The following is a 26,649-nucleotide window of genomic DNA, read 5'->3' as shown; positions in this document are numbered from 1 at the left end:
GTTTATAACAGTATATAGCAGGAGCTCAATATGAAACTTATTCGATCGACTACACCGTTATCAAGACAGTTTCGTCCTACAGTTATTGTAGTGTCGGTAATTACCTTGATGACAGCATCAACAATGACTCAGGCAGGTACAAGCTACAATAGCTCTGGTAATGAAAGCTACAATAAACTTGGTGATTTGACCATCTATCAAGCGAGTACAGAATCTAATAAGCCCACATTGACACTAATGCTAGATAAATCAGGCAGTATGGGTGGTAGCTATAGTTTTCAAGAAGATGAGAGTGGGTACGGTATAAAGAATGTCTTTCGAGCATATGAAGAGATATGTACGAGCTACGATCGACGGGGAGGATGTGATAACTCTTATAGAAATTATTATTATTATAATAGCCGTTCAGACGTACCATCAAAATATACATTTGATCAAATAGTACAGTTATATACCGTAGATGGATTAAAAGGTGAAGGTGACCAATTATGTATAGTTGATGGTGGCGATGGTAGTGCTCCTGCCGCTATCTATAGTCCCATCACTTATACTGATCCAGTAAATGGTGTTAAGTTAGAATATTGTATGAAAGGAGGTGAAAAGATATATGATCGGATGTCGAAGCTTAAGCTAGCAATGTTAGAGCTGCTAGCTTTTGATAGTGTTAATCAAGACATTATTATGGGTGTTGGGGCTTTTGGTTATAATAATGGTAATCAAGGGCAGATAAAAGTAGCTGCTAAGCCGCTAGATGCTAGCCAAAAGAACCGTATTTATGACTTCTTGAAAGATTTAAGTCCATCAGGTGGTACGCCGATGGCTACAGCTTTTACCGATGCTGGAGCCTATATGCTGGGTAATAGCTCATCAGGTGGTTATTCATCAAATGGCTACAGTGGTATGATGTCGACATACGACCGTTCTATCGTAAATAATAATAGTAGCAAATATATTGCGCCCGCCACTCAAGAATGTGGTGCAAAAGGGGTGTATCTACTAACAGACGGTTTTCCTAGTACTATGGGAAATAAAGATGCACTAGAAAAAATGATGTCAACCGCATTGAACACGACAGGAAATTTTTGTCCTAGTGGTGGACTCAGCAGCTCATCAAGTGGCTGGGAATGTATGGGCGAATTTGCAAAACAATTACGTACAAAAAATCAAGTACAGACTGCCATGGTTGGATTCGGTAGTTCGTTTAATACAGTCGATAATCCTGCCAACTACACCTCAGTAGAGCGCACTATTGATAGATTTAAAGATGCTGACGGAAAATCTTATAAGTACAATAAAAAATACTATGATTGCTCGAAAATATCAGCCAGTAATTCGGATGCGCGCAATGCTTGTAATTTAGGGATGGAGTCTGGCAAGTATGATAACGTTGGTGGCTATGGGCAGGGTGGCTTTTATTTTGCTAAGGACACTAAGGATATCGTTGGTAGTGTTTTATCCGTGATACAAGATCTGAAAATGGACTTGCCAAGTACACCTGCAGGTACTATTACTGTTCCACAAGATCCCTTAAGTAGTTTGGGTGTTAAACCCTATGCTTACCTGCCAATGCTAGAGCCAAAAGTAGGTAGTGACACAGCCATATGGGCAGGGAATCTTAAAAAGTATAATGTGAAACAAGGCACACTATACGGTAAAGATAACCAAAGGCTTTACACTGACGATGATAAAGACGGATTTCCAGATGATCTCAACCCAGATGCTCAAGATATTTGGAGTACGCGTAATGAAACCGTCACTAATGCAGCTGGTGCTAGTGTCAATGTAAATAATAGAATCACAGCGGGTGGGTTCTATGCTCAATTAAAAGTACCCACGAAATCAGAAAACACGTCACGTAATGTGTATGTAGAAAGTAACAATGCATTAGTGAAAGTAGGAGTAACTGCGGGCAAGCTCGTTGGTTTTGATAGTCTTGACAGCTCATACTCAACATTGACTAAATTGTATTTACTCAGCTTTTTGGGCTATGACTCTAATCCAACGACAGCAGAAGCCTCACGTATTGGCAATACGCCAGCAGACGTCAAGAAAGAACTTGAAAAAATTATCACAACACCACCAGGTGATATAAAAGTGTTAGGTGGTGTGATTCATTCAAGACCGACACTGATTACTTACGGTGCCAACATCAATGCAACCAACAAAGATAGTGATAATGATGGGAAAGTTGATGCGGATGCTGGCATGGTTGCAACTGACGAAAGTAGCCGAGATGACTATGTGATGTTTGGTTCAATGGAAGGTGCACTACATATCGCGTCAGCAGAAACTGGACAAGAGAGCTTAGCCTTTATCCCAAAAACCATCCTAAGCAAACAGATTCAAGCGCTACAACCAGCAAGTACTATCGCAAATTCGCCTGTTTTTGGTGTAGATGCTCCGTGGTCGGTGCAAGGAAGCTATAAATATGACTTTAGTGCACCTAACTCCAAGTCATCTGGAAAAATCACTGCTGATAAAGTATATGTTTACGGAGGTTTACGTCAAGGTGGAAAAGGGTTGTATGGACTAGACGTTAGCAAAATTGATAGCCCAAAGATGCTATTTAGTTTGAGTGAAAACACAGATGGATACCAAGCACTAGGCAAAGCGTGGAGTGAGCCTGTTACAGGTAAAATAAAAGTTGGAGAGGGTACAAATAGTATTAAAGATGTGATTATTTTCGGTGGTGGATATGATGAATGTTATGAAGATCCAACATTCCGCTTAGGCGCTGCAGATAATAAGTTTGATGAATGTAAAGGCAGCGTTAAGTCGGTGATAGATGGTAATGCAGTTTACATCGCTGATGCCAAAACAGGTAACGTATTATGGTCCATTTCAGGTCGAAATTCAGGTGCTTCTGGCAAGCATATTAAAGTGCCAGAAATGCAGCACAGTGTGGTCGGAAAAATCACTACGCTAGACCGTGATGACGACGGTATGATAGACCATTTATATTTTGCTGACTTAGGTGGCCAAGTATTCCGTGTAGATCTGCGCAACGGTCAAAGTATCAGTGGCAGTGCTGGAATCAATAATTTTACTCGTCGTATAGTAAGAGTTTTCAATGCTAGTGGTGATAACAAGAGTGATGCCAATTCGAAAGCGCTACTGGCAAAAGGCTTACAGCTTCGTTTTTATGGTCAGCCTTCAGTAAGTTTTTACAAAGATAAGGGTGTACTTTTTGCGCTAGTAAATGTTGCATCAGGTGATAGAAGTAACCCAATATCGCGGTTACGTAATACTATACCAAGCCAATCGGATCGGTTGTTCGGAATTATTGATAGAGACGTTGCTAGCCAAGGGTTATACGCGAAGGATTCAGCAGTATCTTTAACAACTAAAGAACTTACCTCAAGCGACCTTACCGAGTTGCCGTTTAATAAAGTGGCTGGTGCGACAAAAACTAGTGTACAAACAGATATGCGTCCAAATGTTGCGACTAAGCAAGGCTGGTACTATCCGCTAAATCTATTCGATGGTTATAATCAAGTTAAGAATGTCAAAGCTATGGGAGATGGTTTAGCGCTAGGTGGTCTTTATTATATGACTGCTTACAGTCCAGAAATGAAGTATGACGAGACTAGTGGTTGTTCGGCTCAAATTGTTGGTGGTTCAGAGCGTCAAGTTTACTGCCTACCTTATGGAGTCTGCGAGCAGGAGGATACCACAAAGTCTGATAATTCATTAAATGGTACGGGTGGCTTCGTACGTGCGGGTAAGGGTATTCAAGAGCTCGCTTTTGGTGCTTTTGACGCAAAAAGCCCTACTAGTCGTATCATGTTAGGTCCACAGAGTTTTAGTGAGCTCGTAGCTTCTAAAGACCGTATTGACTTTGGTGTAGGCATGACGACAGGTAAGTCAGGACTCGATACTAACTGCCCTGGTGGTAACTGTTTAGGCGCTAGTGTTGATAAAGACAAAAAGAATGCTAGTGGATCAGGTGGCGGTAACGTTAGTACTATGAGCTATCGTTTGTTCACAACCAGATGGTTTGAGCAACTGGTGGAGTCTGTCGATGATTAGGCAGAGCTGTAATGCGTCGCACGCATTGATTGATTACTGTCGGAGTTCAACTGATAGTCTAAGAAAGACGAGAGTGCAGAAAGGTTTCACACTAATTGAATTGATGATTGTTGTTTTTATTTTGGCTATTTTGGCTGCTATTGCTGTTCCAAGTTATCGCCAATATGTCGTACGTAATGCAGAGTTAGAGACTCAAGCCAAAATGCAACAACTACAGCTTGAGCTTGAGCGCTGGCGATCATCAGCATTGACTTATAAAGGTTTTGTTCCAAAGGCAGTCGATAGTTCAGGTAATACCAGCTATAGTTACGCAAATACAGGCAATACTATCATCAATATTCCTGAAGGTAGCGGAGATAACTATACTTATCGTATTACTTTAGTTGATGGAGATACAGCTGGCACGCCTAGAAGCTTAGTCACCAGTTCAGGCGTCGATAATGTTACAGGACGAACATGGAAAATGTTAGCCACACCTAACTCTACAAGCTATGTCAAAAATGGCAATAAGATTATGTTAACTAGTATTGGTGTTAGATGTATGACCAAAGATAATATAGATATCCAATCTACTGATTGTGGTAATGGTTCACAGGTATGGTAATAACGATGAGTAATGACGTAAATCTAAGAACTCAAAGGGGCTTTACGTTGATAGAGCTGCTCATAGTCGTGGCTATTATCGGTATTTTGGCCGCTATTGCTTATCCTAGCTATCAAGGCTATATAGAAAAAGGTCATCGTACTGATATGATGAGCGAGCTGCATAATATTGCTAGTAAGCTTGAAAGTCGCAAAATGGCACAAGGCAAATACAGCACTGTGGTTACTACAGACTTAGTTAAAGATTATCCTCAGGGCGATGCATTCTATACTGTGGCTATCTCTCCAAGTCCATTAACATCTAGATGGACTATAACTGCGACACCTATAGCAAACAAGCGTATGAAAAACGATGGCAAAATTAGTTTAGACTATCGAGGATATAAATGCCGCGATACGAGTTGTGGTACAGAAAACGAATGGAAGTAGAAACTAGTGTATAGGGTTTAACAAAATTGACAAAAAACGTCAGTTATCGGCATTTCTTCTTCTATAAATGACAAACGCTGACAATAATTAGTATTCAAAAGGTAACATTTAATGTCAGTAGTTGTAGATATTGTAGGTAAGTTGTTATAAATACGGATAATAGGCCAGCACGTAGCAAGCACCAGTCCTAAGTTTATTTATGTTGGCATATTATATGCAGCTAAAATAGTACGAGATACAGATACATTATATAACTAGAGATAGCGTTACCTGAATTCGTTATCTTAATACCCTCTAAAGGAGTTCATATGAACACTGCTCAAAAAGGTTTTACCCTAATCGAACTAATGATCGTTGTTGCCATTATCGGTATTCTAGCAGCTATCGCTATCCCTGCTTATCAGAACTATACTCAAAAGTCTTCTGATACTGCTTGTTTAGCCGAAACTAAGTCTTATGCTAACTTAGTATATGTTTACTTATCTGATCCAAGTGCTTCTCGCACTGCACCAGCTGCACCAGCTGCTGATTCAGGAGCGTGTGCTTCGATTGGTTCTGACCCTGCCATTGACGCTAGTACTACTGTTGCTGGTACTACCATTACTGGTACACCACGTAATGGTACGGGTGCAAATGCTGTATGTGATTTTGACAATGGCGCGTCTTGTGTGCTTCAATAACTCTAATCTTTAGTTAGCACGTATAAGACTACTACTCTGATACGGCCTAAAGTACAAATACTTAAACTCTATAAAAAAAGCCAACCACTTTGTTTGGCTTTTTTTATATTCTAAAACTAAGGAATATATACTTTAATTGGAGACTTAACAAAATTGGTTAATTGCTAATACAAAATTTCTGACTAATTATATTGAAGTAATGTTGGTTTTCATACTTCACTTAGTCATGAGTAAAAATAGACAAGTATAGTATTGAAGTTTTTAAATATTAACTAGGCATGGCACGATGCGTGCACTCTCAAAGTAACATTTATAATTTTTGATATGACTATGAAGCCAACTTCAGATCGCGTACTCTTAATTCAAGCTGGCTATACTCTGATTGAGATGTTAATCGTAGTCACAGTGATTGGTATACTTGCAGCCATTACTATACCAATTTATCAGCAATATATCCAAGGTGCTCAACTTGGTAGTTGTTTGTCAGAAGCAAAAAATTATAGCAATAAGGTTTTTTATGAAATCAATGATCAAGATAATAGCACATCGCCTGTTGCGCCAGTCTCCAGCGCTTGCCAATTCATTACTGATGCAACAGGTTGGACGTCAGAAACGCAACAGAAAATTGTAGCCGTCGCTAAAAAGCCTTCTAATGGACGTATAGAGTGTGATGTTCCTAATGGGTCGCCATGTCGTGTATTACCTTGATTCAATAGTTCCATTACTAACAATAAAAAACCACCTAGTAGCAAATGCCATTAGGTGGTTTTTTGTTGTGTCAATTACGGATGCTTTGAGGAGAATACTATCTCTCTAAATACTGAATTTTACCTTCCACACCATCCCACTTTTCAGCTTCTGGCATTTGCCCCTTCATCTCAGTAATATTTGGCCATTTTTGCGCCAGCTCTTCATTTAGCTGAGTAAACATCTCTTGATCTTTTGGTACTTCATCTTCTGAGAAGATCGCATTGGCGGGACATTCAGGCTCGCATAGTGCGCAGTCGATGCATTCATCAGGATCGATGACTAGGAAGTTTGGGCCTTCATAAAAGCAGTCCACAGGACAGACTTCTACACAGTCGGTGTATTTGCAAAGAATGCAGTTATCTGTAACGACAAAGGTCATAGTGAGGTCTACCTGTTATTGGATTGGCTGATATAGTCAATCTCTTTCAAAATAATTATTGTGTCAGCCTTGCCTGAAGTATTATTTATACGTCTGCGCTCAGCTGCATTGTAATTCTTTTAAATTAAATCAACTATAAGGGCTACATAGAATAGTTGGAAAATAAAGCGTATTTTAGCGCCTTTACTACGCTTTGACAATTCCCTTTAATGACTAATGATTTTCTTAAGGTGATAAAGTAAATCATGTGCTTGCTTAGGTGTTAAGCTATCAGGATCAATCATACTTAGCTCATCTTGTATGCTAAATAGCTGATTTTGTTTTGGATTACTTAATGCGTCTGATGTTTGAGCGGTATGACTTACTTCTTGATTGAGAGTAGCATCATTATAACTCTCTTGCCGTTTATCCTTTACTGACTTAGCTAATTCATTTTTATCATCAATAGTTTGTGCTTTATCTACGGTTAAATGGTCTAACTGTAAGTTGTCTGCTAAATAGCGCTTAGCATCATTTAGCACTTGAGTAGGGATGCCCGCCATTTTTGCGACATGTAATCCAAAGCTAGAGCTTGCTGCGCCATCTTTAATTTGGTGCAATAGCAATAATTGACCATCAACCTCACTGGCTGCTACATGGACATTACGGATATCAGCATGGTGATTGCCAATATCATTCGTTAATTGTGTTAGCTCAAAATAATGAGTGGCAAATAATGTCAGGCAGCCAATCTCGACTAGGCGATTGACACAGGCATTGGCAATGGCAAGACCATCAGTGGTGGCAGTACCGCGACCGACTTCGTCCATTAATACCAGTGATTTATTCGTTGCTTGATTTAAGATATTGGCCGTCTCAATCATCTCTACCATAAAGGTCGATTTGCCACCTGCCAAGTCATCAGCTGAACCAATACGCGTAAAGATGCGATCGATATCACCAATATGAGCACTAGCTGCTGGCACAAAGCTGCCGCAATGCGCGAGCAGTATAATCAGCGCGGTCTGGCGCATGTAGGTAGATTTACCACCCATATTAGGGCCGGTAATCAGAAGTAATCTTTCAGGATGTTCATTGCTACCTAATGCGCAGTCATTGGCGACAAAGTAGTTTGTACTTAATGAATTACTATTTCTGCTATTGGCGTTTGTTTGATTCAATGCCGCTTCGACCACAACGTGACGACCTTGACGAATATCAATGTTGGTTTGACTTTTGGCTACTGATTCGCTTTGGTCTTTTGTATGTAGCCCCATGATTGGGCGCTGCCAGTTATACATCATGGCAAGATGGGCCCAATTGCTTAGCACATCTAGTTGGGCAATAGCCGCGCTAAGCTGTTGTAGATCAGCTAAATGTTGGTTTAATTGAGTGAGCAGCTCTTGATACAGCTGCTTTTCACGCGCCAGCGCCAAAGATTGAGCGCTCAAATACTCTGTCTCGACTTCCTTTAGCTCATCAGTGATAAATCGTTCACTACTCTTGAGCGTTTGCCGACGGATAAAATGGGCAGGGGCATTCTTTGCCTGCATTTTGGGCAATTCAAAATAGAAGCCGCTAACTTTATTAAAGCCGATTTTTAGACTCGGTAATTGATTATCTTGACGGGCACGATCGACCATCTCGTCTAGCGTCGATTGGATATTGTCATGCAAATGGGTAAGGCGATCAAACTCTTCATCAAAGCCTGCCGCTAGCATTCCTCCATCGCGGATATGCGCAGGTGGTTCAATGACAATAGCGCGCTCAATTAATTCGGCGACGGATTGAACAGCAGGTAGTTGATCTGGCAATTGCTGCATCAACATTGGTAACAGGCCAGCGTCTTCATGACTGATACCCGATGCTGTCAATAAGGTAGTAAGCTGGGCGCTACTAGCGATACCATCGGCGAGCTTGCGTAAGTCACGAGGCTTGGCACTCATTAGCCCGATTCGACTGCTGATTCGTTCAATATCGCCAATAGTATTCAGAGTTTCTCGCAAACGTGTAACCAGTGAGCCATCTTTTACATCTTGGTTTGATTCAGTTGAGTTACTCTCTAGTTTCAGCAAACAAGTTATCGCATCTAGACGCATACTGATACGTGAATGCTGACGCAGTGGACGCTTCATTTGCTGCACAAGTAGGCGTTTACCCATTGGAGTCTGACAGTGATTCAGCACAGATATCAAAGAAGTGCCATTGCTACTAACAGGGGTAAATAGCTCGAGGTTTTGTTGGCTATTAGCATCAATAATTAGGTAGTCATCGCTGTACTCAACAATGAGTTGGTTGACTTGAGGCACGTGGCGTTGCTGAGTTTGACGCGCATAGTGGATAAGCGCAGCGCAGCTGGTTTGCGCAAGTGGAGCCTCATGAATGCCCAACCCATCGAGACGCTGGACTTCGAACTGTTGACAAAGAGTGTCACTGGCATGCTCACGATGAAAATCATTGGCAGCCACTTCTATAATAGGGCAGTCCAGATTTTGTCGTAACCACAGTAGCCACTCTGTATCATTGCTTCCAATGCTGCCGCCAACGCTATCAATAAGCGCTTCACTAATGATGCATTCACTAGGCGCAAAACGCGCTAATACAGTAAGCATTTGAGTTTGCAAATTATCGATATCATTTTTGTCTGCTATCAGTGTCTGGGTAGTCAGTGTACCTGCAGCCAAATCCATCTGGCTAACGGCTGCTTGTAACGTCTGGCTATTGTCTTGCGTTTTCATAGCTGCAATATCGATGGCGACCACAGTCGGCGTATGATTAGGTGCAATCAATGCGTCATCAGTAATAGTACCTGCGGTAAGCGTCTTAACTACTTCACGGCGCATGATGCTACCAGCAGCAGATTTGCTTTTGTCTTTCTTTTGCTTGTCGCCCATCGCAGGGACATTAGACTTATTATCAGCGTTGCCAGTTGTCGATTCGTCAATTTGTTCGCATACAACTACTGTCTGACCAGCAGCGATCAAGCGTGCCATATAGCTATCGGCTGCATGAAACGGCACACCCGCCATGGCTATTGTGTTGCCTGCCTTATCCGTACCACGGCGCGTCAGTGTGATATCTAGTATTTGCGCCGCACGCTTAGCATCGTCAAAGAACAGCTCATAGAAGTCACCCATCCGGTACAAGAGCAGTGCTTGTGGATAGTTGGCTTTCATGGTTAGATATTGCACCATCATCGGCGTATGGTCTGCTAGGTTATAGACGGCATCGCCTATACTTAAGCAGTCAGAGTTCTCTTGTTTTGATAAGGGTTTTTCCGATGAATTAGGCGTTGACGACTGATTTTGTACAGATGGTTTTACGGTCATGCAGAGTCTCTTATAGTGCTTTAATGGGTTGTAATGAGTATTTTTTGATAGAGATACTAAAGGGTTATTTGTCTGATATATGAGTTTGATAGATAGCTTTGGCTTTATCAATATGCCAGTTACTTATAGATAAATGGCTTAACGACAAATTTTGAGCCAAGATGCAGTAGTAGCAAGCGTATAAAAATCAAAATGTGAAAAATAATAAAGTCGCTGAAAAAGCTAAGAAATTTAAGAAGGTATTCGCTATTTTAACACGTCCTACTAGGTTTTTACTGCGGCAAATATCTACTCGTTGCCCTTGTATCCATCAGCGTCATAACCATATATAATGACGGCACACTTAATTGGGCGATACTAAATTAGGTAGTACTTAGTCGGGTGATGACAAGGCAGAGAGCTAAGCTTTGGCTAATGCGCACTAATTATCGAATATTCCATAGGTCAAAAAATTATGTTATCAAAGATTATAGGCAGTGTGGTTGGCACCAAAAATGACCGCGAATTAAAACGCATGCGTAAAGTGGTCAGCAAGATCAACGCACGAGAGGCTGAAATACAAGCCCTGTCTGATGAGCAACTACAACAAAAAACTGAAGAATTTAAAGCCAGGCATCAAAAAGGCGAAAGCTTAGATGCATTATTGCCAGAGGCGTTTGCTGTCTGCCGCGAAGCATCGTTACGTGTCAACGGCATGCGTCACTATGACGTGCAGCTGATCGGTGGTATCACCTTGCACGAAGGTAAAATCGCTGAGATGAAAACTGGTGAAGGTAAAACCCTAATGGGAACCTTGGCCATGTACCTAAACGCGATCAGCGGTAAAGGGGTTCATCTGGTCACGGTTAACGATTATTTGGCTGCACGTGATGCTGAGCTGAACCGTCCGTTGTTCGGATTTTTGGGTATGACTGTTGGTGTGATTTACTCACAGCAGCCGCCACAAGAAAAAATCGAAGCTTATCAAGCCGACATTACCTATGGTACCAATAATGAATACGGTTTTGATTATCTGCGCGATAACATGGTGTTTAGTCTTGCTGAGAAAAAACAGCGCCCGCTAAACTTTTGTATTATCGATGAAATTGACTCAATCTTGATTGATGAGGCTCGTACGCCGCTTATTATTTCGGGTCAAGCTGAAGATTCATCACGCATGTACGCGTTGATTAATACGATTATTCCTGTGCTAATTCGTTCAAAAGACGAAGAAGCAAACAAGAACAACGAAGAAGAAGATTTCTGGATTGATGAAAAAAATCGCCAGATTGAGATTAGCGAAAAAGGCTACGAGAAAATCGAGCGCTTCTTAATCGAGGTAGGCGAGCTTGGTGAAAATGAAAGCTTATATAGCCCAAGTCGTTTGCCACTTTTGGCTCACGTTCAAGCGGCCATTCGTGCGCATCACGTATTTGTCAAAAACGTTCACTATATCGTCGATGAAGGCGAAGTGGTCATCGTTGATGAAAATACAGGCCGTACCATGCCTGGTCGTCGCTGGTCAGAAGGCTTGCATCAAGCAGTCGAGGCGAAAGAGAACGTTGAGATCCAAGCAGAAAACCAAACGCTTGCCACAACGACCTTCCAGAACTACTTCCGTCTATATGACAAACTCTCTGGTATGACGGGTACCGCTGATACCGAAGCGGCAGAATTCAAATCGACTTATGATTTGGATGTTATCGTGATTCCAACGCATGAGCCAATTGCTCGTATCGATATGGATGACCAGATTTTCTTAACTAAGTTAGGCAAATACAAAGGCATCATTCGCGAAATTAAAGAGATTCAAGCCAAAGGCGCGCCAGTACTGGTTGGTACAGCGACGATTGAGGCCAGTGAAGAGTTGTCTTACTTGCTCGATCAAGAAGGCGTTAAGCACAACGTTCTAAACGCTAAGCAGCATGAGCGTGAAGCAGAAATCATCGCACAGGCAGGTAGCCCAACATCAGTCACAATCGCGACCAACATGGCGGGCCGTGGTACGGATATTATCCTTGGTGGTAACTGGCAGTCATTTATCGAGGATATCGATGCGGTGAGTCCAGAGGAGATGCAGCGTCTAAAAGCCCAGTGGCAAATAAAGCATGATCAAGTCGTAGCAGCTGGTGGTTTACATATCATCGGCTCTGAGCGCCATGAGTCACGCCGTATCGATAACCAGCTACGTGGACGTGCTGGTCGTCAAGGTGACCCTGGTATGTCACGCTTTTTCTTATCGCTCGAAGATGATCTGATGCGTATCTTCGCAGGCGATCGCGTGGTCAATATGATGCGTGCAATGGGTCTCAAAGAAGATGAAGCCATCGAACATAAAATGGTCTCTAAATCGATCGAAAACGCGCAAGGCAAAGTTGAGAGTCGCGATTTTGATGCTCGTAAAAACCTACTGAAATACGATGATGTTGCCAATGAGCAGCGTAAAGTTATCTATGGTCAGCGTGATGATTTATTAGCAGAGATGGACTTATTAGAAGCTATCGAAGTCATGCACAATGAAGTCTATAACGCCATGATCAACCAGTTCATTCCACCTGGTTCTATTGATGACCAGTGGAATATTGACGGATTAGAAGACGAGTTAGAAGACGAGTTCAAAATCTCAATGCCAATTAATGATTGGTTAGATGAAGATCGCCGACTGGATGAAGAAGGCCTACGCACCAAAATCGTTCAAACGGCGATAGATCGTTATCACAGTCGCCGTGAGCAGATGGGTGAAAAAGACGCCGCTCAGCTTGAGCGTCATTTCATGCTACAGAGTCTAGATAAGCATTGGAAAGAGCACTTAACGCAGATGGATCAGCTACGTAAAGGTATTCATCTGCGGGGTTATGCACAGAAAAACCCTGAGCAGGAATATAAGCGTGAGTCGTTTGAATTGTTCCAGATGATGCTTGGTGCGATTAAGTCTGAGACCGTACAAGACTTGTCACGTGTTCATATCCCAACTAAGGAAGAGCTGGAAGCATTAGAAATTCAGCAACGTGAGAACGCTGCCCATATGCAAATGCAGTTCGAACATGACGATGTAGATAATTTGGATAGCAATGCGAGTGGTTCAGCTGCTCAGCCGCAACCACAAAGCCGTAGTCTAAACAGTGGTACTGCCGCAGCTGGTATTAGCGCTGCTATAGCAGGTAACAGTAGTAATGCTAATGAACCAAACCCATATGCAGGTATGAATATCAGTCGTAATGCAGCGTGTCCTTGTGGATCAGGTCTTAAGTACAAGCAGTGTCATGGTAAAATCTAGTCGTTAGTCATGGCAAATTATTAGCTATATACTGAAATGCTATTAAAAAAGCCCTTATCTTAATTAGATAAGGGCTTTTTTATATCTGTTGGATAGCTTATGCAAACTTAAAACTTGCTAGACTAAGACCAACAAACACTTTGTATTGATTACTTACAAATTCAGCATAGGCGTGAATTTATGGACACGCTATAGTGTTTAACATATTTATTTGGGAGAGTGTCATGAGTGTAGAATTCTTAAAAAAAGTACGCAGCTCAGTAGTTTTAACAAGTTTGTTGGCTGGCGTATTGACGGTCAGTGCTTGTCAACAACAGTCAGAGCCAGAGTCGGGAATGGATGAGGGTGCTAATACGGAAGAGTCCGTTCCAATGTCAGCGGAGCCTGCTGAACCTAGTGATGCTGTCATTGATACCGAAGACGCTTCACTTAATGAAGTAGAAGGTGATACGGCTGCCTCGGTAAACAGTGGTGTCACGCAAATGACGTACCTATGTACACCTGAGCTAAAAATCGAAGCTACCTATAAAGAAGATAGTGATCAAGTAGTGGTTGCAACTGCTATGGGTACAGTAACGTTGAACCAGACCAATGAAGGTAGCAATCCTGAAGTGTTTGAAGTGGCGACAACGATCGATGGCGGTCAAGGATTTACCCAATGGCGTGTTGGTCATGAAGCTCGTGAAACTGGCGTCATGCGTACCGCTGGTTCGGATTCAGATAATGCTCGTACTTATGAATGTAAAAAGACAGATGAAGCAGTATAAATTTGGTTTGTTACTTATTACAAAAAAAGCAACGTTTACGTTGCTTTTTTCTTATGAGATTAAGTGTCGCGTTGATTGGCTAGAAACCCTTCTTCAGTCACCTCTAACTCTTCATGCTTGAGTGCCACTTGAATACTATCAGAATGTACATGGGTACTCTTATTGACTTCGATTTCTTGGATAGCGTAGGTATCTTTGGTGATAGTGGCGACTTGCCTAGAAATTACAATATCAATCGGCTCATCACCAATCTCTATTTGTTTACCGTTAATGGTCACTACAGCTTTGCTATCTAAAGAAGGCTCGACGTGGCGCAGTATGTCTTTTTCATCATAGTTACCAGAGAGTAAATCTTGGCTCTCTGCGTCATTGTACTCAGTACGTATAGTAATATACTCTTCTACCAACTCAATTGGCACTTCAACAGTCTTAGTACGTGAACGCTTGGTGACGGTTACTTTACCCACATCTAAGCGTTCTTTGTTAATTACAGGACGCTCTTCTAATAGCTCTAAGTGTCCAACATTGACGGTATTATTCGTCTGCTTCGTTGAGATATTTTGTTCTTTATCCAAGTCATCTTGGTAAAGGCTGTTTCCATTTTCAGTAGTCATTATGATTCCTTTATAATTGTAAAATGATGAATTTCTAATAATCTAAAACGCTGTATGTCAACCACACATGTTAACTAGCTACATTTAATACTATAAACCATTCGCTCATATTATGAATACAAAAAAGACCAGAGACATGCTCTGATCTTAATGGCTAAACAGATGAGCTTAGCTACTTGTTACTATCATATTTAAATGACGATATAGGAAATTTAGGTCATTAAACTATGACTTATTAGCATATTACATGCCACGAGCACGGCGCACGTCTTCTGCTGTGATACCATCACGGTCTACCAAGTTACCTTCACGGTCAACCACATTGCCCTCGCCATCAACATCTAGCTCTTCGCGTTGAATGGTTTCAATCAAAGTTTCAGTGTGATGATCCGTCGTCTTGCCAACGTTTACTTCTTCAGAAACATAGGTTTCTTTGCTGACGCGAGCACGTTCGGCTTGTAGTTCAACTTCAACTGTTTCGGTAGCATCGAGGTCACCAATACGACGGTCTGTTGGACGATCTACGCTAGTACGTTGAATATTGGCATGTTCTTCTTCTAGATCTACATCGACATTACGCTCTTCAGTGACGACATGCTTACCTACTTTTACTAGTCCAGCGACGATACGGTCTTTGTTTACCGTTAGACGCTCTTCTAATAGCTCTAGCGTATTTGGCGCGTCATAAGAGTGATCGGCAATATCAACGCGATCTTCTACAGGGAGTGTATCAGCAGTAAATGCTTGACGATCTCTTTCGTACTGCTCTTTGTAGCTGTACTGGTAGTCGTGATCGTATATTTCCATGGCTTCTACTTGCGTTTTGGTCAAGCTATCAAAGAACACGTCGTCCCCTACGATACGTGCTAGGCCAGCAGGTACTAGCACTTCTTTTGAGCTAAACCAGCCACCAGCATCGACAATCAAATAGCGTATACGGCCAGTGGTGTCTTCTACTAGTGCGCCTTCAATTTTACCGATCTTTTCTTCGTTGACACCATAGGCTGTTTTGTGTGTTGGATCGTAATAATCATCACCAATTAAGTCTTGATGCGTAGCTTGGATATCTTTTAAACGGATTAGTTGACTCATTATTGTATTCCTTATTTGCGAGTTTATTTTTTATAATGTAATGGTTAATATTGTTATTAGTTTTTAGCAAAACCATATGTACTACAGTTAACGGTAGACCAAATCAATAGTTTCCCTATCAACTTGTAGCTATCCTAACACCGTGATTTTTGATGAGATATATGAGCAAGGTAGCAAAATGTGCACTTGCAGTAATTGCGTGTAATAGGCTGTAAGTGGCATAACATAGGAGGGGGTAGAAGTTAACGAGACTTTACACAGAGTAATATTCAACATTCATCGAAAGAAAAGAGACACAAAAAAACCGCATTACCATTAGCAATGCGGTTTCTCAATAAACAATAATTATCTAAGTATTAGTTAGCTAACTTACTTTAAGTCAGTTAGACCTGCTTTATTTAAGCAAGCTCGATAGCAACGGCTACCGCTTCACCACCACCGATACATAGTGTTGCGATGCCTTTTTTGCCGCCAGTACGTTTTAGAGAGTTGATAAGCGTAATCAGAATACGAGCACCTGAACAGCCTACTGGATGACCAAGGGCACATGCACCGCCTTCGATATTTACTTTAGCATGGTCAAGTTTTAGCTCGTCCATCGCAGCCATAGTAACCATCGCAAAGGCTTCGTTAATTTCCCACAGATCTACATCATCTACTGACCAGCCAGCGCCTGCTAATACTTTTTCAATGGCGCCGATTGGCGCAATAGTAAATTCGCTTGGGTGACGTGAGTTTGAGGCAGTAGCAACAATGCGAGCTTGATAATCAAGGCCTTCAGCTTTCGCTTGTGACTCTTTCATTACTACGACGGCTGCAGCACCGTCTGAGATTGAGCTAGCGTTTGCAGCAGTAATCGTACCATCTTTAGCAAATGCTGGACGTAAAGTAGGAATGCGATCAGCATTAGCAAGGGCAGGTTGCTCATCGGTATCAACAGTTTGCTCACCTTTACGCGTTGCAAACGTAACAGGCTCGATTTCATCTTTGAAGTGGTTGTCTTTAATTGCAGTCAGCGCACGGTTCAATGATTCAATAGCAAACTCATCCATTTGCTCGCGTGTATAGCCTTTTTCATCAGCCATTTCTTGAGCAAACATACCCATAAGCTTACCAGTATCGGCATCTTCTAGACCATCTAAGAACATATGGTCTTTGACTTCTTTATGACCCATACGATAGCCGCCACGTGAACCTGGCATGATATACGGTGCATTGGTCATTGACTCCATGCCACCTGCAACAGCGACGTTGAAGCTGCCTGCTTTGATACCATCATGCGCTTGCATGACTGCTTTTAGGCCTGAACCACAAAGCTTATTGATCGTGACAGCACCAGTCGCATCCGGTAGACCTGCTTTGCGCATGGCTTGACGAGCAGGGCCTTGACCCAGACCTGCCGTCAAGATACAACCCATAATGACTTCATCAACACTGTCAGCGCTAACACCTGAGCGTTCAACAGCAGCTTTGATAGCGGCGGCGCCCAGCTCGGTAGCACTCATGTCTTTTAGTGCGCCTTGAAAGCCACCCATTGGTGTACGTGCGCCGTTTAGGATTACAATTGCATCATTTGACATCGTTATTATTCCTTGTTGTGCGTTTTGATTAAGTATCTACCAAGAAATCAGATGCCGATTGGCTAGCTTTTGCTTATATTATAAGCATCTGTCTTCTTCAGTATGTGGTTTATGCTAGCTCATCTAATCGTATGCGTACCACTTTATCAGTAATGGTCTCTAACTTTTCAATTTTTTCGATAGCGAGATTCATCTGACTCTCGACCACAGGTAGCGTCAGAATAATCACCGGCACTTGACCTACTTTATGCGCAGGCTTTTGCAAGATTGCATCAATATTGATACCAGCATCACTTAGGATGCGCGTGATATCTGCCAATACGCCTGGGCTATCATAAGCATGCACACGCAAATAATATCCAGTTACCATCTGATCAGCGCGCAATATAGGTGTGTCCGATAGCTGGTCAGGAATAAATGCTAAATGTGGAACATGATGTCCAGTGTTGCTCTGATCGTCGCGGTCTTTGCTACCCAGTACACGAACCAAATCCATGACATCGGCCATCACTGCAGAAGCAGTTGCACCAGCACCAGCGCCATCGCCGCAATAGAGTGTCTGCCCAAGTGGATGTGAGTTAACCAATACTGCGTTTTTCACACCATTGACGTTAGCCAATAGCGCATCTTGTGGAATAAGTGTCGGGTGTACGCGTAGTTCAACCCCTGCGTCACCATCGTTTTCGCTATCGCGGCGTACTGCAAACCCTAAATGCTTGATACGGTAGCCAAGCTCTTCGGCATAGTTTACGTCTTGCAGGGTAATACCAGTAATACCTTCACAGTAGACTTTATCAAACTGTAGCGGGATACCAAAAGCGATAGAGGCGAGTAGTGCCAATTTATGAGCAGCATCAATCCCTTCAACATCAAAAGTAGGATCTGCTTCTGCGTAACCTAGCTCTTGTGCTTCGCTTAATACGTCAGCAAAAGGACGGCCCTTATCACGCATTTCGGTCATGATAAAGTTACCCGTACCGTTGATGATACCAGCGAGCCAGTCGATTTTGTTGGCAGCAAGTGCCTCACGCATTACCTTGATAATGGGAATACCGCCTGCTACGGCTGCTTCATAAGCAACGTGCACATTGTTTTCTTCAGCGAAGGCGAAAATCTCATTACCGTGTTCAGCGAGTAGAGCCTTGTTTGCCGTGACCACATGTTTGCCGTTTTTAATGGCCTGCATAATGACGTCTTTGGCTAAGGTGGTACCACCAATTACTTCGATAACAATATCGACGTTGTCGCTTGCGGCAATTGCCATCAGATCGCTGTTTTGCATGATATTGGTATCAATATCATCACGCTGACGACGCGTACCGACTTCGGTAATAATAATGTCGCGTCCGCTACGGCGTTTTAGCTCATTTAAATTGTCATTGATCAGATTGATCACGCCCGTTCCGACGGTGCCCAGACCAAGTATCGCTAGTTTGATGGAATTACTCACAGTATCCTCAAGAGGTTAAATACAATGAAGTCAGTATAAGCGGCGACAGTGTCAAATGAGTCTGCGACATCAAACAGAATGTCTGTGCGCATTGCCTAGTACTGCCTGCCTATCTACTTCATCATAGTTGAATAAAAAAAGCTCAAATAAAAAGGGTGTTGCTCATTTTGCATCGCGCTTTATCGTATCATACCGTCAAGGCATTGTGACGTCTATACAATCTCATACTCATAAAGAGCAACGTCATAAAAGCCAATGTCTTGAAGGCTAATACCATAAAGGCCAAGTTTAGAAAGACAACGTCATCAAGGTTATATCAGCTTACGATTATAAAAAAGCGGTAGCTTCAATCTTGTTTGGCATATGTATATGTCATTTATGCTTGATTGCCAATATTAGTTACTAATATTGATAACTCAAATTATTAATTAGCGCCTACTGCTTGTGCCAATTCTGCTGCAGGTAAGTAGCCACCTACTTGTTGTCCTGTTTCGGTAAACACAGCAGGCGTACCGCGCACACCAAGTCTTGAGCCTAGAGCCATATGTTCTTGGACAGGGTTGGTACAGCTAGGTGCTTGTATATTGGCACCGTTTTTTGCTTGATCCATCGCCGCTTTACGATCCTGACTACACCAGATAGCTTCCATCTTTGGTACAGACTCTTGACTGCGTGGCCATGCCAGATAACGAACCTCGATACCGCGCGCATTGATATCATCCATTTCTGAATGTAGTTTGCGACAGTAGCCACAGTCTGCATCGGTAAAGGCATAGATGACGGCCTTGGTTTCGCCTTTTGCTGGATAAATCACCATGTCTTTTTTATCGACGGCTTTTAGCGCTTCTTGTGCTGTCGTCGCAACCAATGCAGCACTGATATCAACCGGAGCGGCATCACCCACAGCGATGATCTGACCTTGAATAATATGCTTGCCAGCTTTATCAGTAAAGAAAGAAGGTAGACCTTCAGCGGTCACCCAATAAATGCCATCCATATCTGTCGGTACGGCTGAAACAATAGTTTCCTCGATACCAGAGCTTTTTAGGTTCGCCTGTAACGCTTTCACCACGGTTGCATCATTGTCAGCTGAGGGCTTAGTAGCAGTGGCTTTTGTCTGGGCAGCGTTTACAACACTGGTATTGCTGGTTGCATCAGCGGCATTGTTTGAGCAGCCAGCAGCGATACCAACTAACAGCGCGCTCATTATAAAACGAGATAGAACGGTACGAGAAAGAGGGTTACGCAAAGTGGTCTTTTTGATAGTGGGGAACGGCATACGGGTTTCCTATAGGCGTCGCGCCTAATCATGAGTTCGTTATAAAAAATGCTATAAACTTTTCTATATAGTAATGTGTCTTGGCAGTGTTTTAAAGGTCTAACATTAAAGAGGTTTTTATAACTTATTGATAATAAAAGATAGGTAGTCACAGCTTTCATATTACCATATTTACGCTAAATAATAGCGAACGGAAGGCTGCCAAGAAGTATCAATAAAGCCAACTTTAAAGAATAGCTATCAACATAAAAGAATAGCTATCAACATAAATTCAAAAAATAAGATACATTTGTGCTATTTAATATATATGCTTGAACTTGTAGTCTAATGCTAATTAGATTGTTTTCATAAAATCTATATAAAATGCTTTGTATGAATCATTTGAGAACGACTTACTATAACGAATTTGCTTTAAGGAGCACACATGGCAGGCGCCAGTTTATTAACCTTACTTGATGATATCAGTGTGATATTGGACGACGTTTCCGTCATGACCAAAGTCGCTGCCAAAAAAACCGCAGGGGTTTTGGGCGATGATTTGGCACTGAATGCTGAGCAAGTTACAGGTGTCAAAGCCAATCGCGAGCTTCCAGTAATTTGGGCGGTTGCTAAAGGCTCATTTATCAATAAGCTTATTTTAGTACCAGCAGCATTGTTGATCAGTGCTATCTACCCACCGCTTGTTACTTTTTTATTGATGTGTGGTGGTTTGTTTTTGGTCTATGAAGGGGCAGAAAAAGTCATCCATCGTTTTTGGCCCCATGCATTGCCGCATGATGAAGAGCAAAATGCTCGTCGTAAAGCGAATGCGGATGAGACGGTAGATTTGGTCGCGTTTGAAAAGGACAAAATCAAAGGCGCGATACGTACAGACTTTATCTTATCAGCTGAGATTATCGTTATCGCGTTGGGTGCAACGGCAAGTGCTACCTTGCTAGAGCGTAGTCTTGTACTATCTATCTTGGCGATTGGTATCACGATTGGTATTTACGGCCTAGTGGCTGGTATCGTAAAAATTGATGATGCAGGCCTACATCTGATGGAGCAAGAAAGCACGGTCAAACAGAAAGTCGGTAAGGTAATGTTTGCTGCTGCCCCTAAACTGATGAAGTTCTTATCTATCGCCGGTACACTGGCTATGTTCTTAGTAGGTGGTGGTATCTTAGTACATGGTATTGGCTTTTTGCATCATGGTGTAGAAGATTTGGCAGGGTTGACAGGTATCTTTGAGAGCCTAACGACTACGCTGCTGAACGGTGTTATTGGATTTATCATTGGTGCAGCAGTTGTCGCATTGATTACTGTTGTCAATAAAATCCGTGGTAAAGATGATACAGCGTCTTCTGCACACTAAGCTTATCTGCTTTCTATTGTCTTTCGTTTAAATTAGCAAGTAATTTTGACTGTATTAAAATAAAAAGCCCCAAAGCTACGAATAGCTTTGGGGCTTTTACGTTTGAGCTTATGTGACTAGCTATCGCTGTCGGTATCATCAGATGCGAGCTTTTCAGCCTGCGTCAGCTTTTTGTGATCCGTCTTAGGCTTACGACTGCGCGCCTTTGGTACTTTTGGCGTAGTCAGATTAAACATACCGGTCTGTGGTAGTAATTGCTCAGCCACATTTTCGATCATGTTTTTATAGCTGGCTATGGTCGTCTTAGACTTAGCTGCCTGACTGTCGTCTTTGCTAGCTTCTACTACTACCGATTCAGTCGTTTGCTCAGTCTCTAACACGTTTTCTGCAGCGTCTTCTACCTCATTGACAGTTTGCTCTGCAGGGATTTCGACTTCTGCATCCTTAGCCTCTGACTGAGCACGCTCGACTTCTAGCAATTGCTCACTATTAGCACTGATATCATCAGTTTGAGCCTGATTGGCGAGGGCAGTCGCTTCAATGTCATGCGCATCGACTTCGCTATCGGTTTGCTCAGTGATAGCTGGTTCCGCGTCACTTACTTGTTCAGCAGGTACGCTCAATACAGCGGGTTCCTGATAATCAGGGTGCTGTCCGCGCGGATCGTTGCTAGCACGCTTAGTGATAGCACGTGGCTCAACGTCTGTCTTACCTTGTGCTGCTGCGAATTGACTGACAGCTTGGGTCATCAATTCAAAGCGTGCAAGGTAGTCGGCAGCCAATGGTTGATAGCCATAGTTGCTAAAGTCAAAGCTCTGGCTAGCAGTATCAGAACTATTATCAGCACTCTGAGCTTGCTCATTATGCAACGCAATAGTCGCGATAAAGCAGTTGATAATGCCTTCTTCTGCTAAGCGAGTTTGTGCCTCTGGTAGCGTGGCACGAATAAACTCACCAACCGTGCCACGTATTGCTGGCACATTAGTAGCAGCTGGCACATTAGTAGCAGCTGGCACATTAGTAGCAGCTGGCTTGTCCGCTCGAGCGGCTTGCTGATCAAGTACTACACGTGGATCGTTACTCGCTTGACCAAATTTCTCAGCAGTCACGTAACGTGCGCCAAATAGTGCTTCATGGGTCAGCTCGAGTGCTGAGTTACTTACATTACTTGTGCTTGCACTATTAATGTCAGCCTGGGTATTTTGAGCTTCATCGCCCTTACTCACATTTTCAGCAGTCTTGGTTTCCTGCTGTTTTGGAGTCTCTGTAGCTTTTTCAGTATCAGCAGTTGCCGACGTTGGAGCTTCCGCTTTACTTTCGGTGTAACTCGTAGAGGTCGATTGAGCTTCTACAACTACAGGTGCTTTTTTCTCTTCAGCAGCCTGCTCATGCTTAGGTACATCGTTTTGCACCTTAGCTTGTTCGGTAGATGCACGCTTATCATTATTTACCTGATTAGCATTTGCTTCCACCGTACTTTTTTCGTTATCATTTTTCTTAACAGCATTCGAAGCACTGGTGTTTTGCTTATCAATATTCTGCTCATTGCTACTATGCTTATCAGTAGGTTTTTGAGCAGCTGTTTCGTTTGAACGCTCATCTTTTGCTACATTATTTGTCGCGCTTTGCTTCTCACTAGGCTGAGTTTTGGCCTGTGTGGATTTGCTATCATCTAAAGATAGATGGACCACTTCAGGGGCTTTTAGCTCAGTTGGCGCTTCATTAACCTGTAGCACGACCTCGTTAGGGTCTTGATTACGACGTGCGCTAGATTGATTTTTGCTATTGGCAGCATCGTTGTTTCTAGCGTTCTGCTGCTTGCTCTGTTTGACACTGTCAGCCGTTAGTGTCTCACCGCGCTCTAGCTTACCGCGTGAGCCGCGTTGGCTATGCGATTTACGCTTAGTACGAGTTTGCTCATCTGCTTTAGAGCTGTTTTCGTTATCAGCATCACTGCGCTCGCTTGCGTTACGATTGCTGCTCTGTTGATTGCTATCTTGGCGGTTATTACGATTGCGATCGTTCGTGCGTCTGTTATCGTTCTGACGCTTGTCTTGCTGTCTTTGGTCTTGAGTATCAGACGATTTGTCATCAACATTATTTGAGTTAGCACTTTCTGAGCTACTGTTTACGTTGCCAGTATTCTCGTCAGTCGTCTCTTTTCTTTGACGCGGTTTAGAAGATCTAGACTTACGCGGCTTACGTCTTCTTCTGTCTTCATTGCTGCTGTCGTCAGCATCGCTGTCATTACGACGCGCCTGTTGACGGTTAGTGTTATTATCTGACTGTTGGCTGTCGTTTTTCTGACTGTTGTTTTGTTGAGTTGGCTGCTCACTAGTTGCAGCGGCACTATTCAAGGCATTGCTATCAACTTGACCAAACGAGCCTAAGCTTTGCGCGCCCGTGTTTACTAGCGCTTCGATTGCTTCAGCGGCATCTCGGCTACTGACACTAGGTGTCGTAGTAGCTTGCGGTGCTTGAGCAAATAGGTTTGATAACCACGCGACGGCTTTTGGTTGAGCAGTAGCTTCGACACTCTGTGTCTGCGGTGCTACTGGAGCGGCAACACTAGCAGTTTTATTAGCTTGCGGTGCATGTGCAGGCGACACGTCGTTAGTATTTTTATGATTACGACGATCATTGCTATGATTTACCGTATCGTTCTGTGCTTGCGTGGCTGCATTCGGCTGTGTGTTTGAGCGGCTCTGCTTATCATCTGCAGTTTTACGAGGCTGGCGAGTAGGCTGCTGTTCAGGGCGCTCTTTTTCAGCAGTCTGCCAGTCAACGTTGTAGCCAAGGTCACTATGCTCTTGTTGCTGAGTATCAGTGATACGCTCATAGCTCGATGGTGCAAAACCATCACGATTGAAGTGAAGCTTGAAGTTTGGTGATTCTAAATGCGCGTGTGGCAAAATAGTGATACGCGTGCCACTGTCTTGCTCAAGATAAACCAAGCTATCGCGCTTTTCATTTAACAAGAATGCAGCGATGTCTGTCGGGACTTCTGCTTGTACTTCACCTTGACGTTCTTTAAGAGCTATTTGCTCAATTTGACGCATGATAGATAGTGACAATGAACGTAAGTCACGAATCATACCGTTGCCATGACAACGTGGGCAGATATAGCCTGTTGACTCTTCTAATGAAGGACGTAGACGCTGACGGCTCATTTCCATCAGACCGAACTTAGAAATATCACCAAACTGAACACGCGCACGATCATATTTGGTCGCATCAATCAGACGTTTTTCTACTTCTTTTTGATGCTTATTGTCATTCATGTCAATAAAATCAATGACGATCAAACCACCCATATCACGCAAACGAAGCTGACGGGCAATCTCATCAGCTGCTTCTAAGTTGGTATGGTAAGCAGTCTCAGCAACGTCTGAGCCTTTGGTTGACTTAGCTGAGTTGATATCAATAGAAACCAGTGCTTCTGTTTGGTCAATAACGATTGAACCACCTGATGGCAGGCGAACTTCGCGCTGATAAGCGGTTTCGATTTGCTTTTCGATATTAAAGCGCGAAAACATCGGCTCATAATCAGTATATTTGCGTAGCTTTTCGGCTTGTTTTGGCATTACCGCATCGATAAAACCGGCCGCTTCAATATAAGCGTTTTCGTTATCAATCCAAATCTCAGCGATATCATCACGTAGATAATCACGAACAGCACGTGTGACAACGCCCGCTTCTTGGTGAACCAAGCGCGGTGATGGGTATTTTTGGTTTTGTTCTTGAATGGCTTGCCAAATATTGAGCAAGTGGTTTAGATCGTGCTGCAAGTCTTCTTGCGTTTTACCAATACCAGCAGTACGGATGATGACACTCATGCCTTTTGGTAAATCAAGATTGCTCAGCATACGCTTCATATCTTCACGCAGTTTGCCTGAGATTTGACGTGAGATACCACCGCCGCGAGGGTTGTTTGGCATCAATACCAGATAACGACCGGCTAATGAGACATACGTCGATAGGGCAGCGCCTTTATTGCCGCGCTCTTCTTTTTCGACTTGGACGATTAGCTCGTCGCCTTCTTTGATCAGTTTTTTGATGTTTTCGTCACGTGGGTTGCCGCTTAGGTATTCAGCAGAGATTTCACGAATTGGCAAAAAACCTTGGCGCTGAGAACCATATTCGACAAATACTGCTTCGAGCGATGGCTCGACACGGGTCACATGACCCTTATAGATGTTAGATTTTTTTTGCTCGCGAGTACGGTTTTCTAGGTCGAAATCGTACAGATGATTGCCTTTACATAAGGCGACCCGAATCTCTTCGTTTTGAGTAGCGTTGATCAAAATGCGTTTCATATTTGTATCCTATGAGTACGCATGACAACGATAAGACAGTCTTTAGGACATAGTGGCAAGTGTGGCTAATATTGTGATTAGCGTGTTTAGATGTTCATTAACGGTAGAACGTAAATCGTGGGTTTATAAAGCACATGGGCTTTTTCAATGGCTTCTTTTTTACCTGAAGTAATGAGCGGTGCTCACGTTAATATCAGTAATATAGGGTGTAAGGCTACGGTACTTATATTTTATCATCAGTAAACTTGGTACATATATGATTGGGTCAGCGAGTCAAAGCGTTCTTATTCTCAGTACGTTCTATTGGTAGTGATTTCAGCGCACGTTGTAAGCGTGGGCGAGGGTCAGTTACAGTTCTAAAAAATACTGATATTAAAAAGGCGTGGTGCTGTTGCCATTCATCCATCAAAGTCTAACAATAATATCGCGGTCATGGTTGCTACTATATAGTGGCGTCATTCAGCGGTTGTTTATTCAGGCGAAGCAATTGGTTACTCTTTGTTTATCGTTCTTTGTATAACGTCAATAATATCTTGGGTGTCTCAAGGTTAGGTGTCGCAGCTTTTGTTATCAGCGGGGCGTACTTGGCAAACAGAGTAATGGACCAGCTTGTCAGCGTGGTATCGTATTTACATTGTTATCGTCATCTGTTTGACCACCAATACTTAGGCAGCTATCGATATACTTTTCGATCCTAACGCTAAACTACCCATACTTGCTCAACTATGCTGGCATAAAGAACCATCAGATAAATAGTCATTAA

At 42.8% G+C, this 26,649-nt stretch carries 16 protein-coding genes; 8 read left to right on the top strand and 8 right to left on the bottom strand.

Annotated elements, in window-relative coordinates; translation table 11 throughout:
- The first annotated feature begins 30 nt into the window (after window positions 1-30).
- From DXK30_RS08025 to DXK30_RS08005, 5 genes are all read left to right on the top strand, one after another.
- On the top strand, window positions 31-4,029 hold the full coding sequence (locus DXK30_RS08025) for a pilus assembly protein (protein ID WP_114701263.1): 3,999 nt from the start codon (window positions 31-33) through the stop codon (window positions 4,027-4,029).
- On the top strand, window positions 4,022-4,633 hold the full coding sequence (locus DXK30_RS12880) for a type IV pilin protein (protein WP_114701262.1): 612 nt from the start codon (window positions 4,022-4,024) through the stop codon (window positions 4,631-4,633). The genes DXK30_RS08025 and DXK30_RS12880 overlap by 8 nt, the downstream gene beginning before the upstream one ends.
- Before the next feature lie 5 nt (window positions 4,634-4,638).
- Window positions 4,639-5,061, top strand: a complete 423-nt coding sequence (locus DXK30_RS08015) for a type IV pilin protein (protein WP_114701261.1) — start codon at window positions 4,639-4,641, stop codon at window positions 5,059-5,061.
- A 308-nt stretch (window positions 5,062-5,369) separates the two neighbouring features.
- A complete protein-coding gene (locus tag DXK30_RS12945; RefSeq protein WP_114701260.1) occupies window positions 5,370-5,741 on the top strand; it encodes a prepilin-type N-terminal cleavage/methylation domain-containing protein in 372 nt (123 codons plus the stop codon).
- A 330-nt stretch (window positions 5,742-6,071) separates the two neighbouring features.
- A complete protein-coding gene (locus tag DXK30_RS08005; protein WP_162799521.1) occupies window positions 6,072-6,449 on the top strand; it encodes a pilin in 378 nt (125 codons plus the stop codon).
- Window positions 6,450-6,546: 97 nt separating this feature from the next.
- On the opposite strand, the gene fdxA is transcribed toward DXK30_RS08005, so the two are convergent.
- The gene (gene fdxA / locus DXK30_RS08000) at window positions 6,547-6,870 is read right to left on the bottom strand and encodes a ferredoxin FdxA (protein WP_101205516.1); all 324 of its coding nucleotides are present in this window, start codon (window positions 6,868-6,870) and stop codon (window positions 6,547-6,549) included.
- Window positions 6,871-7,076: 206 nt separating this feature from the next.
- On the bottom strand, window positions 7,077-10,178 hold the full coding sequence (mutS, locus tag DXK30_RS07995) for a DNA mismatch repair protein MutS (RefSeq protein WP_114701258.1): 3,102 nt from the start codon (window positions 10,176-10,178) through the stop codon (window positions 7,077-7,079).
- Window positions 10,179-10,632: 454 nt separating this feature from the next.
- Between mutS and secA the strand changes: the two genes are divergently transcribed.
- Entirely contained in the window at window positions 10,633-13,434 is a 2,802-nt protein-coding gene (gene secA, locus DXK30_RS07990; protein WP_114701257.1) for a preprotein translocase subunit SecA, read from the top strand.
- Window positions 13,435-13,658: 224 nt separating this feature from the next.
- On the top strand, window positions 13,659-14,201 hold the full coding sequence (locus DXK30_RS07985; protein ID WP_114701256.1) for a hypothetical protein: 543 nt from the start codon (window positions 13,659-13,661) through the stop codon (window positions 14,199-14,201).
- Window positions 14,202-14,260: 59 nt separating this feature from the next.
- Here the strand turns inward: DXK30_RS07985 and DXK30_RS07980 are convergent, their stop codons facing one another.
- From DXK30_RS07980 to DXK30_RS07960, 5 genes are all read right to left on the bottom strand, one after another.
- Window positions 14,261-14,815, bottom strand: a complete 555-nt coding sequence (locus tag DXK30_RS07980; RefSeq protein ID WP_114701255.1) for a YsnF/AvaK domain-containing protein — start codon at window positions 14,813-14,815, stop codon at window positions 14,261-14,263.
- 243 nt (window positions 14,816-15,058) lie between these two features.
- Window positions 15,059-15,907: a DUF2382 domain-containing protein gene (locus DXK30_RS07975; RefSeq protein ID WP_114701254.1), complete on the bottom strand. Its 849-nt coding sequence runs from the start codon at window positions 15,905-15,907 to the stop codon at window positions 15,059-15,061.
- Window positions 15,908-16,305: 398 nt separating this feature from the next.
- Window positions 16,306-17,487: a thiolase family protein gene (locus tag DXK30_RS07970; protein WP_102090797.1), complete on the bottom strand. Its 1,182-nt coding sequence runs from the start codon at window positions 17,485-17,487 to the stop codon at window positions 16,306-16,308.
- Between the two features lie 109 nt (window positions 17,488-17,596).
- A complete protein-coding gene (locus tag DXK30_RS07965; protein ID WP_101205523.1) occupies window positions 17,597-18,937 on the bottom strand; it encodes a homoserine dehydrogenase in 1,341 nt (446 codons plus the stop codon).
- Window positions 18,938-19,361: 424 nt separating this feature from the next.
- The gene (locus DXK30_RS07960; RefSeq protein WP_390178036.1) at window positions 19,362-20,144 is read right to left on the bottom strand and encodes a DsbC family protein; all 783 of its coding nucleotides are present in this window, start codon (window positions 20,142-20,144) and stop codon (window positions 19,362-19,364) included.
- Window positions 20,145-20,640: 496 nt separating this feature from the next.
- Between DXK30_RS07960 and DXK30_RS07955 the strand changes: the two genes are divergently transcribed.
- Window positions 20,641-21,570: a DUF808 domain-containing protein gene (locus tag DXK30_RS07955; protein WP_114701252.1), complete on the top strand. Its 930-nt coding sequence runs from the start codon at window positions 20,641-20,643 to the stop codon at window positions 21,568-21,570.
- A 116-nt stretch (window positions 21,571-21,686) separates the two neighbouring features.
- On the opposite strand, the gene DXK30_RS07950 is transcribed toward DXK30_RS07955, so the two are convergent.
- Window positions 21,687-25,886, bottom strand: coding sequence for an Rne/Rng family ribonuclease (locus tag DXK30_RS07950; RefSeq protein ID WP_114701251.1), 4,200 nt, complete (start codon window positions 25,884-25,886; stop codon window positions 21,687-21,689).
- Between the last annotated feature and the right edge of the window lie 763 nt (window positions 25,887-26,649).

This window comes from Psychrobacter proteolyticus (assembly GCF_003350005.1).
Lineage (GTDB): Bacteria > Pseudomonadota > Gammaproteobacteria > Pseudomonadales > Moraxellaceae > Psychrobacter > Psychrobacter proteolyticus.
This window is presented reverse-complemented; position numbering and strand designations above follow the sequence as displayed.